This is a genomic window from Agrobacterium sp. NPDC089420, from assembly GCF_044900305.1.
Classification (GTDB): Bacteria; Pseudomonadota; Alphaproteobacteria; order Rhizobiales; family Rhizobiaceae; genus Agrobacterium.
Map to the genome: position 1 here is coordinate 40379 of NZ_JBJDMY010000003.1, position 14473 is coordinate 54851.

14 protein-coding genes are annotated in these 14473 nt (G+C 60.0%); 9 read left to right on the forward strand and 5 right to left on the reverse strand.

Annotated elements, in window-relative coordinates; all coding sequences use genetic code 11:
* The first annotated feature begins 66 nt into the window (after positions 1–66).
* Positions 67–240, forward strand: coding sequence for a hypothetical protein (locus tag ACI2KA_RS05045; RefSeq protein ID WP_404499798.1), 174 nt, complete (start codon positions 67–69; stop codon positions 238–240).
* 20 nt (positions 241–260) lie between these two features.
* Here ACI2KA_RS05045 and ACI2KA_RS05050 read toward each other — a convergent pair whose 3' ends face one another.
* On the reverse strand, positions 261–965 hold the full coding sequence (locus ACI2KA_RS05050) for a GNAT family N-acetyltransferase (RefSeq protein WP_404499800.1): 705 nt from the start codon (positions 963–965) through the stop codon (positions 261–263).
* 235 nt (positions 966–1200) lie between these two features.
* Between ACI2KA_RS05050 and ACI2KA_RS05055 the strand changes: the two genes are divergently transcribed.
* The 8 genes from ACI2KA_RS05055 to ACI2KA_RS05090 all read left to right on the forward strand — a co-directional run bounded on the left by ACI2KA_RS05055 (position 1201) and on the right by ACI2KA_RS05090 (position 10745).
* Positions 1201–2202 (forward strand): MsnO8 family LLM class oxidoreductase, encoded by a 1002-nt coding sequence (locus ACI2KA_RS05055; RefSeq protein WP_404499802.1) that lies wholly within the window; start codon positions 1201–1203, stop codon positions 2200–2202.
* A gap of 29 nt (positions 2203–2231) precedes the next feature.
* A complete protein-coding gene (locus ACI2KA_RS05060) occupies positions 2232–3869 on the forward strand; it encodes an ABC transporter substrate-binding protein (RefSeq protein ID WP_404499804.1) in 1638 nt (545 codons plus the stop codon).
* A gap of 34 nt (positions 3870–3903) precedes the next feature.
* On the forward strand, positions 3904–5526 hold the full coding sequence (locus ACI2KA_RS05065) for an ABC transporter substrate-binding protein (RefSeq protein WP_404499806.1): 1623 nt from the start codon (positions 3904–3906) through the stop codon (positions 5524–5526).
* Between the two features lie 39 nt (positions 5527–5565).
* Positions 5566–6582, forward strand: a complete 1017-nt coding sequence (locus ACI2KA_RS05070) for an ABC transporter permease (protein WP_404499808.1) — start codon at positions 5566–5568, stop codon at positions 6580–6582.
* Positions 6579–7451, forward strand: coding sequence for an ABC transporter permease (locus ACI2KA_RS05075; RefSeq protein WP_404499810.1), 873 nt, complete (start codon positions 6579–6581; stop codon positions 7449–7451). The genes ACI2KA_RS05070 and ACI2KA_RS05075 overlap by 4 nt, the downstream gene beginning before the upstream one ends.
* Positions 7448–9094 (forward strand): dipeptide ABC transporter ATP-binding protein, encoded by a 1647-nt coding sequence (locus tag ACI2KA_RS05080; protein WP_404499811.1) that lies wholly within the window; start codon positions 7448–7450, stop codon positions 9092–9094. Before ACI2KA_RS05075 ends, ACI2KA_RS05080 begins: the two co-directional genes overlap by 4 nt.
* A gap of 60 nt (positions 9095–9154) precedes the next feature.
* Entirely contained in the window at positions 9155–10477 is a 1323-nt protein-coding gene (locus tag ACI2KA_RS05085; protein ID WP_404499813.1) for an NtaA/DmoA family FMN-dependent monooxygenase, read from the forward strand.
* A 76-nt stretch (positions 10478–10553) separates the two neighbouring features.
* The gene (locus ACI2KA_RS05090) at positions 10554–10745 is read left to right on the forward strand and encodes a hypothetical protein (protein WP_404499815.1); all 192 of its coding nucleotides are present in this window, start codon (positions 10554–10556) and stop codon (positions 10743–10745) included.
* 69 nt (positions 10746–10814) lie between these two features.
* Here ACI2KA_RS05090 and ACI2KA_RS05095 read toward each other — a convergent pair whose 3' ends face one another.
* The 4 genes from ACI2KA_RS05095 to tauA all read right to left on the reverse strand — a co-directional run bounded on the left by ACI2KA_RS05095 (position 10815) and on the right by tauA (position 14153).
* Positions 10815–11003 carry a hypothetical protein gene (locus tag ACI2KA_RS05095; RefSeq protein WP_404500423.1) on the reverse strand — a complete coding sequence of 63 codons (189 nt, stop codon included), beginning with the start codon at positions 11001–11003 and terminating at the stop codon, positions 10815–10817.
* Positions 11004–11427: 424 nt separating this feature from the next.
* On the reverse strand, positions 11428–12279 hold the full coding sequence (locus ACI2KA_RS05100) for an ABC transporter permease subunit (RefSeq protein WP_404499817.1): 852 nt from the start codon (positions 12277–12279) through the stop codon (positions 11428–11430).
* A complete protein-coding gene (locus tag ACI2KA_RS05105; RefSeq protein WP_404499819.1) occupies positions 12276–13067 on the reverse strand; it encodes a taurine ABC transporter ATP-binding protein in 792 nt (263 codons plus the stop codon). The genes ACI2KA_RS05100 and ACI2KA_RS05105 overlap by 4 nt, the downstream gene beginning before the upstream one ends.
* Before the next feature lie 72 nt (positions 13068–13139).
* Positions 13140–14153, reverse strand: a complete 1014-nt coding sequence (tauA, locus tag ACI2KA_RS05110) for a taurine ABC transporter substrate-binding protein (RefSeq protein ID WP_404499821.1) — start codon at positions 14151–14153, stop codon at positions 13140–13142.
* Between the last annotated feature and the right edge of the window lie 320 nt (positions 14154–14473).

Sequence of the window (14473 nt, forward strand, 5' to 3'; positions counted from 1 at the left end):
TAAATGCCAGATATCTGCCTGCCGGTCTGACCATAATCTCTCCTTGGATACTCGCCTGGCTCGTGCGTGCTCAGAACCAGTTTGCGAAAATATGGCGTCGAGGCCATCACCCGTGGGGAGTGCAAAGCCGTCTCCGACGGTGATGAGGTCGAAACCTTCATCAAGTCGCTGGAGAAGGCTGCCCGGCTTGCTGCCCTGCCCGAGCAGATCCGGCGATGGGAGGCTGAGGTCCATGCCTAAATGAAAATTCGCCCTGAAAGTCATATCGCACTCCCTACTGAAGCTTGAGCCTTGTGGCCGGAAAACCCATCCTGATGCGATAGTCCGTCGAGGCCGGCCGCGGCCCGTGCTGCGCCGTGCTCGGCAAAGCGCGCCAGGATTTTCGCTTCCTGTCCTTCCTTCAATGCCTTCACGCGCAGCGTCGCCGCTTCGAAGGAGGCCGCCGGAGGATAGACCGGCGTGCTTCCTTTCTGCCCGGCCTTGGCGCCGATATGCTTTTCGAAAGGAAGGGAGCGATAGAGTTGCGTATCGACAGAGGTGTCAAAAAGCGGGCGATATCCAAGGCTCAGGTAAAGTGCGACGGCCTCCGGCTGGCGGAACCCGGTCGAGAGATAGGTACGGGTATAGCCGAGCGCCGCAGCGCTCTCCTCAAGTGCTGACATGATGGTGCGGGCAAGCCCCTGCCGCCGCAAGGAAGGGTCCGTCCATATCCGCTTTATTTCTGCCGTTTCGTTGTCATGGCTCATGAAAGCGCCGCCGGCAATGGTTTTGCCATCCCTTTGCACCAGCAGGAGATCGCCTAATGGCGGAGAATAGAGCCCTTCCGGATAACGCAGTATCTCGCCGCGCGCACCGCCGGGGCGATCCCTTGTGCCGTATCGCCCGTCATATTCGCTGATCAGGCCTTCGATGAGGGGTTGGGTTGAAGGGTGAAGTAAGGTGGAGTGGATGATGACATCGGGCATGGCTTGTCTCGCTTGGGCACGATAGCCGGCTGTCCGGACGGTGTTTATCAGGCGGGATTTTCGGACGCCTGCACCGGCCTCAGCCGCGGGCAGAAGCATGGCGCAGGGCAGACCGCTTTGGCGCGGCATGATCTTTTATTGTGCAATTGAATAAGGAAATATCGTTGCTCGATTATTTATAACACTAAAAATATAGATTTTATCAGATTAATGAGGCGTTCCGCTGGGAGTATCGATGACCTTTGGTTTGAGTTTTCTCGACAAGAGCCCTATCCATCAGGATGAGAGTGCTTCGGCGGCGTTGCGGCGAACCGTGGCGCTTGCACAAAAAGCCGAGGCGCACGGCTTCCTCCGCTTCTGGGTTGCCGAGCATCACAACTCGCCGAAACTGGCGAGTTCGTCTCCCGAGGTGTTGATCGGTTTCCTGTTGGCCCAGACCCAGCGGATCAATATCGGGTCCGGCGGCGTCATGCTGCAGCACTACAGTGCCTATAAGGTCGCCGAAAACTTCAAGCTGCTTTCCGCTCTTGCGCCCGACCGTGTCGATCTCGGCATCGGCAAGGCGCCGGGCGGACTTCCGCTGTCGACGCGTGCCCTTCAGGGCGCCTATGATCCCGCGCGCAAGCCCTCCTTCGAAAGGCAGCTCGAGGATCTCGACCGGTTTGTCCGTGACGAAAAGGCAGACAACGCGGATGAAGGCAAGCTTGCAGCCTACCCCCTGCCGCCTTCGCCGCCAAACCGCTTCCTGCTTGGGGCGAGCCCGGAAAGTGCGCGGCTTGCCGGCAGGCTGGGATGGAACTTCGTTTATGCCGGCCACATCCACGGCAGTGAGGCCGCGATTTCCGAGGCGCTGAACGCGTTCAGGGAATCGGGCGGCAAATATGCGGTTCTGGCGGTCGCTGTGGTGGTGGCGGAAACCGACCAGGCCGCAGAGGCGCTTGCGGTCGAAGGCCGCCGTTTTCGTGTCGAGGTCGAGGGCGGACAGGCTGTGAATGTCGGAAGTGAGGAGCAGGCACTGGAATATGTCCGGCAGGCAGGCGCCATGCATTATCGCATCGAAGAGCGCAGCCCACTGATCCTTCGCGGCTCCCCTTCCACGGTCCGTGCCGAATTGCTTCGGCTTCATCAACATCACGGCATCGACGAGTTCATCGTGGAGTGCCCTGTTTCCGAAGGCGCACACCGCCTGAAGACGATCGAATATCTGGCCGCGGCCAACCGCGCACTCGCCGCGTGACGGCAGGCGTCGGGCACAGGGGATTGGATATGGTAACCAGACGTCATTTCATTCTGGCAACGAGTGCCGCAGCGATTTTTGCCAGCAGCCGGGTCGCTTTCGGTGCGGGCGATGCTACCCAGAAACCAACAAGCGGCGGGTCGTTGACCTGGGCTGTCGAGACCGAGCCGAGCACGCTCAATCCGCATCTCAACGGGCAGGCAAAGGCAAAGCTCATTCTGCGCAATGCCTATGAATCGCTTCTGGCCCGCACGCCCGATGGTGGTTATGCGCCATGGCTGGCCAGAAGCTATTCCATCTCGGAGGATGGCAAGCAGTATACGTTCGTCCTGCGTGACGACGTGACCTTCAGCGATGGCGAAAAGCTGAATGCCGCCGCGGTGGCGCTCAACTTCACCAAGCTGAAGGAGCCGACCTATTCCGGCAGCATCAGCGCCGGTCATCTGTCCCATGTTACCGAAGCGCTGGCCGTGGACGAATACACGGTCGTCGTTAAGCTCCGGCGGGTCTATGCGCCTTTCCTCGACGGGGCTTCCGGGATTGAAATCCTGTCGCCGCGGGCTTTCTCCTCGCCGCAACTGAAATCCGGCGGCGTTGGTATCGCCGGCACGGGTCCCTTCGTTCTCGACCGCTACGTCAAGGGTCAGGAAATCCGCTTCGTCAAGAATCCCGGTTATAACTGGGCGCCGGCGACCGCCGGTCACCAGGGACCAGCCTATCTGGACGAGGTGATCTATCGGTTCCTGCCGGAATCCGCCGTGCGCAGCGGCGCTCTGTCTTCCGGGCAGGTGCAGGTGATCGAGGGAATTCCGGGCAACGATGCCGGTCTGTTTCGGGATGATCCGGAATTTTCCTATCAGACTGCCCTCAATACCGGCACACCCTATACGCTTTATCTTAACGTCAACCAACAGCCGACCGCCGATCTCAAAGTGCGCAAGGCGTTCCAGGCGGCTGTGGACGTGGACCAGATCCTGCAGGCGGTCTATCGCGGCGAGCGCCGGCGCGCCTGGGGTATTCTTACCCCCGCCGATACCGATTTTTACGACAGGAGCATCGAAAAGGCCTACGGTTTCAACCCGAAGCTTGCCAACGACCTGCTCGACGAAGCCGGTTGGTCCGCCCGCGACGGCGGTGGTTTCCGCGTGAAGGACGGCAAGCGATTGACGATCGAGGTCGTGCAGTCGCAATCGACGGTGCGCGACCAGCGTGACATTCTTCTGCAGGCCGTACAGGCGCAGGTTCGCCAGCATGCCGGGATCGATCTCGCCTTGCAGTATGTCGATGCCGGGACCTATTCCAGCCGCCAGAAAGATGGTCAGTACGGCATTATCCCGAACTCGACGACGACACAGGAAAACGGCGTCACCATCTATTTTCATTATCTCCCGCGCGACAAGGGTGGCTCAATCAATTACAGCCGCACCGAAGCACCGGAAATATCCGCCTGGCTAGACGAGGCTGCATCCACTCTCGATCAGCAAAAGCGGTTCGAAATCTACGCGAAATTGCAGCGCTATGCGATTTTGGAACAGGCGCTCGGCCTGCCGCTTTATGTGCCCGATGACCAGATCGCGGCCGCTGTCGCGGTCAAGGGCGTCGGCTTCAGACCTTTCAAACGCCTTCCCGACAACGCCTACGATATCTGGCTTCAGCAGAACGCCTGATCTGTCGGTCATTTATTTTTTATGGAGTTTAAGCATGCTCAATCGCAGACATTTCGTCGTTGCCGGCGCCGCGTTGCTGGCAATCTCGGCCTTCCCGGCCCTCTCCTCGGCAGCAGACGGCAAACCGGTCAGTGGCGGCACATTGACCTGGGGTGTGGAGACTGAACCCGCAACCCTCAATCCACAACTGAACGGCCAGGACAAGACCAAGCTTTTGTTGCGAAATGCCTATGAATCGCTGCTGGCGCGCACGGCGGACGGTGGCTATGTACCCTGGCTTGCAACGGGCTACAGCATTTCCGAAGATGGCAAAACCTATACGTTCAAGCTGCGCGACGATGTTGCCTTCACCGATGGCCAGAAACTCGACGCGCAGGCGGTCATCGCCAATTTCGAAAAACTCAAGGATCCCGCCTATTCCGCCAGCGTCAGCGCCGGCCCGGTTTCACGCATAGCCGAGCTTAAGGCTGTCGACGGCCATACCATATCCTTCACGCTGAAAGACATATACGCACCCTTCCTTGATTATGTCGCCGGCCTCGAAATCCTCTCGCCGGCTGCTTTTTCGTCGTCACAAATCAAGTCTGGCGGGCCGGAGGTCGCCGGAACCGGTCCTTTCATTCTCAAGCGTTATGTGAAAGGCCAGGAAATCCAATTCGAAAAGAACCCGGCTTATAATTGGGCGCCAAAGACCGCCAAACATCAGGGTCCGGCCTATCTCGACCAGATAACCTATCGGTTCCTTCCGGAATCATCGGTAAGGACCGGCGCCTTGACGTCCGGACAGCTTGACGTGATCGAAGGGATTTCGGGCAACGACGCCGCACTCTTCAAGGACAATGCCGACTTCACCTATCAGACGGCGCTCAATACCGGCACGCCATACTCGCTTTTCCTCAATGTCACCTGGGGTCCGACGCAGGATGTGAAGGTGCGCAAGGCGCTCCTCGCCTCGCTCGATATCGACAGGATCCTGCAGGCTGTCTATCGCGGCGAACGCACGCGCGCCTGGGGCATCACCTCGCCAATCGATCCGCAATTCTATGACAAGAGCATAGAGAAGACCTATGGCGCCGATGCAGCCGTGGCCAACAGGCTGCTGGATGAAGCCGGCTGGAGCGAAAAGGACGAGGAAGGCTTCCGCACCAAGGACGGCAAGCGGCTGACCATCGATGTCGTGCAGGCGCAGGCCACGGTGCGCGACCAGCGCGACGTTCTGCTGCAGGCGTTACAGGCGCAGGCGCGGCAGGTGGCTGGTATCGACCTTGCCATCAACTATGTCGATGCCGGGACCTATACCGATCGCCGCAAGACCGGCCAGTTCGGGTCCATCGCCAATTCCAACACGCCGACGGATGCGATCGACATCGAATATCATTACCTGCCGCTTCAGAAGGGCGGCACCATCAACTACAGCCGGGCCGAGGCACCGGAGCTGGCGCAATGGCTGAACGAGGCGGCATCGACCCTCGACCAGAAAAAACGTTTCGAGATTTACGCGAAGCTGCAGCGTTTTGCGATCCTCGATCAGGTTTATGCCATTCCGCTCTATGAGCCCGAAGACCAGGTCGCCGCCGCAAGTTACGTGAAGGGCATCACCTTCCGGCCGTTCAAGCAATTGCCGGAAAATGCCTATGACCTATGGCGCAGCGAGTAACTTGCCCGGCTGCTGACACAACAACGGAGGGTGGACGCTATGACAGCTGACAATGTGACATCGCTGGGCCAGGTGCCGGCGTCCCTTTTCCGTCGTGGACGCCTCCGGCGACGAAGCGGCCTGCCGCTTCAGGTTCTCGGGCGCATCGGTTCAGGCATACTCGTGCTGTGGGCGGCGGTGACGCTGAGTTTCATCAGCATCCAGCTTGCGCCCGGCGATATTGTCAGCCTGCTGATCGGCGAACAGATCCGCACACCCGAAATCGAGGCGGCCATCCGCGCCGAGTGGGGACTGGATCAGTCCATTTTCGACCAGTATCTCGCTTATCTGACGCGATTGCTGCACGGCGATTTCGGGCGTTCCTATATACTGCAGACCGACATATCGAGCCTCGTTGCAACGCAGATGTTGCCGACACTGAAGCTGACCGCCGCGGCTCTTGTGGTGGCGATCGTCTTTGCGGTTGCGAGCGCCGTTCTCACCGCCGGCAAACGCGTCTCGCGCAGCATTGCCGGCGGTCTTGAGCTGACGTTGATCTCCACGCCGACATTTTGGCTGGGCATCCTGCTGCTTTACGTTTTTTCTTTTACATTCAAGATTTTCCCGGTCTCCGGGGACCGAAACCTTTCGGCGCTGGTGCTTCCGGCCCTGTCGCTGGGCCTGTCGCTTGGGGCCGTCCTCGGGCAGGTGCTGCGGGAAGGTCTGGAGCGCGCGCTTGAGGAACCTTTCGCGCTGACCGTTCGCAGCTGGGGCGCCAGCAATCTTGTCCTCAGGCTGCGTCACGGTCTGCGCCATGCCGCGCTGCCGACCGTGACCCTCGCGGGCTGGCTAGTCGGTAATCTCCTTTCCGGCGCCGTCATCACGGAAGCGGTGTTCGGACGCCCCGGGCTCGGGCGGATCACGGTTGATGCCGTTCTTTCGCATGATATGCCGGTCGTGCTGGCGGTCGCCATCCTGTCCGCACTTATCTATGTGGCGATGAGCACCCTGGTGGACATTCTTTATCTGCTGCTCGATCCCAGATTGCGCAATGAGGGCGGGAGGGCGAGGTCGTGAGCATTTCCCACGAGGCGCCGCTCTCCGCAACCGGCCGTCTGCGGCTGGTCGTATCGGCGCTGCTTGCAAGGCCGGGGCTGACGCTTCCATCGCTGTTCTTGCTTCTCGTGGCGACGGCGACCATCTGGCCGCATTTTGTGACTGCCGCCGATCCCTTGCTGGCGGACCCGTTGCAGGCGCAACTGCCACCTTCGATCGAACATTGGTTCGGGACGGATCATCTGGGCCGCGATGTCTTTTCGCGGGTGGTCTATGGCGCACGCTATTCGATCCTGATCGGGGTCAGCGCCATCGCCATCGCCGCGTTGGCCGGTTCGCTTCTCGGGCTCGTCGCCGGTCTGGCACGCGGTGCGGTCGACGAACTCATATCGCGGTTTCTCGATGTCGTATCGTCGTTTCCGGATCTGCTGCTGGCGCTGGTGCTGATCTCCTTTACCGGGCCGGGAACCGTCAATCTGATCTTCGCGCTCGGCGTTGCCTCCGTCCCGCGTTTTGCCCGGGTCGTGCGCGCGCAGACCTTCGTCATTGCGCGAAGCGGTTATGTTGAGCAGGCGAAAACCTTTGGCCTCAGCCGCTTCACCCTGGTCGCCCGGCACGTTCTGCCACACGCGATAGCGCAGGTTCCCATCCTGGCGACGATTGGCCTCGGCTCGACCATCATTCAGGCGGCAGGTCTCAGCTTTCTAGGCATGGGGCCGCAGCCGCCGACACCCGAATGGGGCGCAATGCTGGCGGAGGCGCGCAATTATCTGCGTGTGGCGTGGTGGATCGGCATCTGGCCGGGCCTTGCCATCACGCTCACCGTCATCGCCATCAGCACTCTTGGAAAACGCTGGCAGCTCGCATTTGAAGGCAGGAGACAGGCATGACGCCGCTGGTGGAAGTGCGCAATCTGAAGATCGGTTTTCCGCGCGGGGATGGTGAGAATACCGTTGTGCACGGGATCGATCTCACCATTCACCGCGGCGAGACTGTCGCGCTTGTCGGGGAATCCGGGTCGGGAAAATCGGTCACGGCCCGCTCCCTGATCGGGCTTGCCGGACATACCGCCAGGGTGACCGCGGACAGATTCGAGATAGCAGGGGAAAATGTGCTCGGCCATCGCGAAGGCGACTGGCGGCGCCTTCGCGGGCGGAAGATTGGCTTCGTCTTGCAGGATGCGCTGGTCTCGCTCGATCCGCTGCGCCGTATTTCGCAGCAGCTTTCGGATGCTGCAGGTCGCCGGACACTGTTTGCCCGCGCTCCGGCTAATTTCGACAGCCACGCATTGTTGCAATCGGTCGGCATTCCCGATCCCGTCCGGCGGTTGCGTCAATATCCGCATCAGCTCTCGGGCGGATTGCGGCAACGCGCCCTGATCGCAACGGCGATCGCCAGAAACCCGTCGCTGCTGATAGCCGATGAGCCGACCACCGCGCTCGATGCGACGGTGCAGAAGCAGATCCTCGACCTCCTGGCCGAACGCCGGAAAGCCGGGCACACCCTGCTGTTGATCAGCCATGATCTGGCGGTGGTTTCGCGCCTTGCCGACCGGGTTCTCGTGATGAATGAAGGTCGTATCGTCGAGGAGGGGGCAACGCTAGAGTTGCTGCGCCAGCCGAAACATCCCTATACCCGTCAACTCCTCGATGCGGTGCCATCGGCCGGATCGAAGGGTTATCGGCTTTCGGCAACGGTGCCGCTGCCGGTTGACGGCGGCGAAACGGCCATTTCGCAACGTGTGCCGCTGCCGCCCAGGACCGTTCATCCGGGCAAGCACGTGCTTTCGGTGCACAATCTCGTCAAGCACTATGGCGGGCCGGAAAATGCGCCCGTCGTCAACGATGTATCCTTCGATCTTTCTGCAGGGGAAGCGCTCGGTATCGTGGGCGAATCCGGTTCCGGAAAAACCACCGTGGCCAAAATGGTTCTGGGGCTTGTTGAGCCCGAACATGGCGAGGTTTTTATCGAGGGGCAGCCATGGAGCAATATTGCCGAGAGCCTGCGCAAATCCCACCGCAGCAGCATGCAGCTGATTGCCCAGGATGCCTTCAGCTCCTTTGATCCACGTTATACGGTCGAAAAGATCGTTGGCGAGAGCCTCGATGTCACTGGCCTTCGCGGTGCCGAGCGCCGGGACCGTGTGCTGGAGGTTCTCGAAGCCGTCCGGCTGGGCGGCGACTTTCTCACCCGTTATCCCCGCGAGCTTTCCGGTGGCCAGCGCCAGCGCGTGGCCATTGCCAGAGCGTTCGCCCCGCGCCCGCGCCTTCTGGTCGCCGACGAGCCGGTGAGCGCGCTTGACGTTTCCGTCCAGGCGCAGGTTCTCGATCTTCTCGCGGAACTCCAGGCGGCCTCCGGCACGTCGCTGCTGTTCATCTCCCATGATCTCGGCGTCGTGCGTCACCTGACGGACCGGGTGCTGGTGATGAAGGACGGCAGGATCGTCGAAAGCGGCGAGGTTGGCGAGGTATTCTCCGCTCCCCGGCACGGCTACACGCGAAAACTGATCGATGCCGTTCCCGCGCTTGCATAAATCCGCCGGCTGTCCACCAGCCGGCAAGAAACACGACGTAGCATTGAAGAGGAAACGATCATGGCGCTTACCCGCCCCCGACGTCTGAAAACGCTCACCGGTGCCAGCAGCGTGATTGCCGCATCGAACGATCCCGATGCAACGACCGGTATCAAACGCGCCGTTGAGCTGGCGAAAAAGGCCGAAGCCGAGAAAATCACCGGGCTGTTCACCGCCGACCTTCTCCATATCGATCCCGCCGGACTGGCCGGCACGGCCGGCATTCAGGAACCGATCGTGACCTTGTCGGCGCTCAGCCAGGCGACGTCTCGGATCGGTTTGATTGCCACCATCTCCACCACGTTCCACCATCCCTTTAATCTTGCGCGCCAGATCGGCACGCTGGACCATCTCAGCGGCGGCCGGGCCGGTTGGAACGCGGTTACCTCTTCGGTCGGTGAGGAGAATTTCGGTGAGCAACTGCCGAGCCCGGAGGAACGTTATGAGCGGGCGGCCGAGTTCATCGAAATCGTTAACGGCCTTTACGATGCCAATGAGCGGGATGCGGCCCAGCGCAAAGCCTCCGGCGCGGTTGCTGTGGATCCCGCCAAATTTCACCCGATCGACTACAAGGGACGATATTTCAGCGTGCAGGGACCGCTCAATGTACCGCCGCTGCCACAGGGCCGGGCCGTGCTGTTTCAGGCCGGCCAGTCGGAAGCCGGGGTTACCGTTGGCGCTCGTTATGCCGAGGTTGTCTATACGTCGCAGCCGCGTTTCGAAGATGCCGTCACCTTCGCGACAGAACTGCGCCGCCGCGCAACAGCGTTCGGCCGTGCCGCCGGCCTGCCTTTCATCATGAATTCCTTCCATTCGGTCATCGGCGAGTCGGATGCGGATGTCGCGCGTCGGCTAAAGGAAAAACACGAGCGCATCGACTATGAGCAAGGTCGCCTCAAACTCGCAGATATGCTGGGCGGCGACATCGACCTGTCCGGGTTGCCGCTCGATCAGCCGCTACCGGATACGCTGCTGCCCGATGTGACAAGCATCAACCGCCGGCGCGGCCGGGTGGAAGTTTTCCGCCGTTATGCCAAACAGGGCCTGTCATTGCGGGAGCTTATTATTCAGGCCCAGGAAACGGGGCACTGGTCGGTGGCGGGCACCCCTGAAAAACTCGCCGACGCGATTGAAGAACGCTATCGGGCGGGAATTCTCGACGTGCTCTCCCTTCACGGATTTGGCAATCCCGAGCAGGAGGACCTGCTGGTCAACGGACTTCTGCCGGAACTGCGCCGCCGCGCCATAATCGATACGGATTATCTGGGCGACGACTTCCGCGCCAATCTGCAGCTTCCGGGATTTTCTGTCTCCCATGATGTCATCGGTACGCGAACCGCCTAGATTTCCTCACGACGGACGACATATCCGAACCGGCTTGAAACTGCACGGCTGGGTCGGTTCATTGCGGAAGACGAAAGTGAACGTTGATGTGGCGATGCTGGCGCGTGTCCTTGTGCCAGCCGATCGCTTTTCTGTAGCCGCCGAAGAGGCCGTGGTCGTGGAGTACGTTGTGCAGAGCGCTGACAAAGGCGTTTATTTTTCCAGCGGATGGAAATGGGAAACGTCGAGCCTCGGAGGCGAAGCCCTGTTTTTGACGGGTCCGGTCTGAAATTCCATGTCCGGTTGAGGTTGCTGGAGAGACGGAGTCCGGCGTGCCGATGATCGCCTCTCGTCTCGCTCAGGCGGCCAGTGCCTGTTCCTCGCCCAGATGCGCCTGGATCGCCGACTTCAATTCCGCGACACTGGAAAATTGCCGGTTATCCAGATCGATGACGTGAAATTTGACAGCTATGAACCGTAACTTGTCATCGTTTGGAATGGCGATGCCGACGGGCAGCCCCTGATATTCAATCGTTTGTCTATGCATCCTGCTTCTCCGCCTGTTCTGGCTTTGCTGGCTTGTTGGGTGTGGGCCGTCTTTCGACGGGCGACGCATCTGGAACAGAGGGAAGCGACAACACGGTTCGGAGTAGCGGATACGATTTGATGTCAATGCAGGCGAGGCGGGTGCAAAGGCCATATCCAACTCCTTGATGAATTCTCCATAAAAAATATATACAAACATCCCCTAGAAAACCACCGAATTCGGTAGATAATTGGAAGAAAAATCTATATTTCTCCTAAATACAAACGGCACGTAGATGTTTATCTCAAAAAATAAAAAACCGGGAACTGAAATTCCTCAAGTGGCGGGCGTGGCAGCTGTCGGAAAAAAGCGGCTGCTGTTTTAACCATGCCGGTAGGAGCGATCCGGAAGGCCTGCGGCGGCCCGGGAACAGGCGAAAGGCCTGTCAGGCCTTTCCCTTCCATGGAACGAGGATCCGCTCCAGCAGCCGGACTGAAAAACCGAAACCGAAAGCGCATACGGAGATGATGGCGATGCCGACGAACACCACATCGGTCGCCAGGAACTGCGCGGCGGACATGATGAGGAAGCCGATGCCGCGCGTGGAGGCAATCAGCTCGGCGGCAACCAGCGTTCCCCAGCCGATGCCGAAGGCAATGCGCACGCCGGTGAGGATTTCCGGCAGGGCGCTTGGCAGCACGATATGGGTGAAGAGCTGCAGGCGCGATGCGCCGAGCGACCGTGCCGCATTGGCGCGCTCCACCGAAACGGAACGCACGCCGGCTTGCGCCGACAGGCAGATCGGGGCGAACATGGCCAGAAACAGCAGCGTCACCTTGGATGTTTCCCCAATGCCAAGCCAGATGATCATCAATGGCAGATAGGAAAGCGGCGGCAGCGGCCAGTAGAACTCGATAGGCGTATCGAGAATGCCCTTGGCCCAGCGGTTCAGGCCCATCAACAGGCCGATCGGAATGGCGGTGACGACGGCAAGCGCGGCGGCAAGACCGATGCGGAACAGGCTGGCGCCGATGTGTTGACCGATAGATGCGCCGGCATAACCGTCTGCGTAGATAACGCTGAACTGATGCAGCACTTCGCCGGGGCGTGGCAGGAAGAGGCTCGGCGCGAGCTTGAGCGCCGTTGCCGCCCACCAGGCAAAAATCAGCACGGCGGCGGCGGCGATGCTGATCGCAACGGTCGGTTTGCCGTCCAGCCCGAAGCCGGCCATCTTCACTGTCCTGGGCTTTGCGGGGCCGGTTTCCATCACCTTGCCCTCAAGTTCCAGCGTCGTCATGCGTGAAGCTCCGTTCTGTTATGGTCGTGGTGCAGAATTTCGCGGATCTCCTCGCGCAGCGTGTTGAACTCCTGCGACAGATGAATGGAACGCACGTCCCCGGTTTCAACGAAGCGGCGCACGAAATCGAGATCGTAACGCGCGACGACCCGACCGGGCCGGGGCGACATGACGATGACCTGCGTACCGAGAAACAGCGCTTCCTCGATGGAGTGGGTGATGAAAAAGATGCGTTTGCCGGTCCGGTGCCAGACGGAAATCAGCAATTCCTGCATCTGCTCGCGTGTCAGGCTGTCGAGCGCGCCGAACGGCTCGTCCATCAGCAGAATATCAGGCTCGGTGGCCAGTGCCCGTGCAATACCGACACGCTGGCGCATGCCGCCGGAAAGCTCATGAGGGAAGTTCGCGGCGAAATCCTTGAGGCCGACCAGCGCAAGCAGCTCCACGGCTTTTTCGCGCCGCTGCTTCTTGCCGATGCCTGCGAATTTCAGTCCAAGCGCCACGTTGTCGGCAATGTTGGACCAGGGCAGCAGGGTGTCCTTCTGGAAGACGACGCCGCGGTCGGCGCCGGGCGCCACGATCTCGCGGCCGTTCAAGGAGATGGATCCCTCGGAGATCGGCAGGAATCCGGCAATAGCGTTCAAAAGCGTGGATTTGCCGCAACCCGATGCGCCGAGCGCAACCACAAAGGCGCCTTCGGGAATATCGAGATTTACCCGGTCGAGCGCGTGGATTTCCTTGCCGTCATGGCCATCGAAATAAACCGTGGCATTCTGGATCTTCAGCATTTTATCGGTCCCCCGATGGCAAACCCGCCGGTTCCCTGGGAACAGGCGGGTGCGTGTTTTCTCTCGCCTTGCTTACTGGGTGAGCTTCAGCGCATCCGCCGTCGTAAACGCGGCATAGCTTGGCAGAACTTCGGAAATCTTGCCTTGATCCTTGAGGAACTGCGATGTCGCCTTGAGGATTTTCGCAACCCCCGAATTCTCTCCGCCGCCCAGCCACGCGTCGGAAGCCTGTACTTCGGGCGTCAGCAGGTTGAGATTGTTCAGCGCAGCAGCCTGCTGTTCCGGGGTGCCGCCCAGGAGCTTGGCAAGTATCCTGGCATTTTCACTCTGGGGACCCCATGCAGCCTTGTCGGTGGCAAAGGAGGCGTAATATTTATTGATGACAGATGCGAATTTGGCCAGGAATTGGTTGTTGTCATCGGCGAATTTGCCGGTCGCAACCCAGGCGCTGAAGGTTGGGGCGCCCTTTTCGGCAACTTCCTTCGAGGTGATGAGAACCTTGCCGTTTTTCTTCAGCTCGGTCAGCGCCGGATCCCAGACGAAACCGCCGTCGATGTCGCCACGATTATAGGCGGCGACGATTTCCGGCTGCGGAATGGCCAGAACCTGCACGTCCTTTTCGGAAAGGCCCAGCGACTTGATCAGTTGCAGAAGCTGGTAGTGGTCTGTTGAAACCGGCGCGGCGGCCAGCTTCTTGCCCTTGAGATTGTCGAGGCTTTCGATGCTCGAGCCATTGCGAACGACGAGCGCCTCGTCGATGCCGGAGATCGAGGACAGGTAAAAGGCTCTCACGTCGAGGCCGCGCGACGTGGAGGCGGCGAAGGGGCTGGAACCCACATAGCCGATCTGCACGTCTCCCGATGCGATGGCGGCGAAGATTTCCGCGCCGGAATTAAACTTGCGGAAATCGATATCGTAACCGGTTTCCTTGGCGAATTCGCCGTTGGCGATTGCGACGGAGGACGGCAGCGCGTCGGTCTGATACGCGACGACGACCTTTTTGTCTGCCGCTTCGGCCATAAATGCCGGAGCCGCCATGCCAATCGTCGCTGCGATTACAGCGGAAAATAATGTTCTGGGCGTCATGACTGAGCTTTCCGGCGATAGCGCCATTTCTTCGCAATTCATGTGAATGAAGAAAAGCATAAGTGACGCGCCGCGAATTGGCAGGAAAACCAATCTATAGAATTCTGCCGAACGGCAAATTCTTGGCGGAAAACCCATAAAAACTATAGAAAATTATCCGATTGAGATCGTCATCTCGGCGGCAAAGGTCGCCAAGATGCCCAATCGGCGCTTGCCAAAGGCGGAAGATATGCGAGCCGGTCTGCTTACAACCCAAGTGCCACACGGACCGCCTTCGAGGCTGGCCTGCAACGCATCAGGCGCAGGGACGGCGGGGCCAG

Bases quoted from the DNA above. Each gene is read 5' to 3' on its own strand.
- ACI2KA_RS05080 (WP_404499811.1), top strand. From the start codon at position 7,448: ATGACGCCGCTGGTGGAAGTGCGCAATCTGAAGATCGGTTTTCCGCGC.
- ACI2KA_RS05095 (WP_404500423.1), bottom strand. From the start codon at position 11,003: ATGCATAGACAAACGATTGAATATCAGGGGCTGCCCGTCGGCATCGCC.
- ACI2KA_RS05085 (WP_404499813.1), top strand. From the start codon at position 9,155: ATGGCGCTTACCCGCCCCCGACGTCTGAAAACGCTCACCGGTGCCAGC.
- ACI2KA_RS05100 (WP_404499817.1), bottom strand. From the start codon at position 12,279: ATGACGACGCTGGAACTTGAGGGCAAGGTGATGGAAACCGGCCCCGCA.
- ACI2KA_RS05060 (WP_404499804.1), top strand. From the start codon at position 2,232: ATGGTAACCAGACGTCATTTCATTCTGGCAACGAGTGCCGCAGCGATT.
- ACI2KA_RS05105 (WP_404499819.1), bottom strand. From the start codon at position 13,067: ATGCTGAAGATCCAGAATGCCACGGTTTATTTCGATGGCCATGACGGC.
- ACI2KA_RS05070 (WP_404499808.1), top strand. From the start codon at position 5,566: ATGACAGCTGACAATGTGACATCGCTGGGCCAGGTGCCGGCGTCCCTT.
- ACI2KA_RS05065 (WP_404499806.1), top strand. From the start codon at position 3,904: ATGCTCAATCGCAGACATTTCGTCGTTGCCGGCGCCGCGTTGCTGGCA.
- tauA (WP_404499821.1), bottom strand. From the start codon at position 14,153: ATGACGCCCAGAACATTATTTTCCGCTGTAATCGCAGCGACGATTGGC.
- ACI2KA_RS05055 (WP_404499802.1), top strand. From the start codon at position 1,201: ATGACCTTTGGTTTGAGTTTTCTCGACAAGAGCCCTATCCATCAGGAT.
- ACI2KA_RS05050 (WP_404499800.1), bottom strand. From the start codon at position 965: ATGCCCGATGTCATCATCCACTCCACCTTACTTCACCCTTCAACCCAA.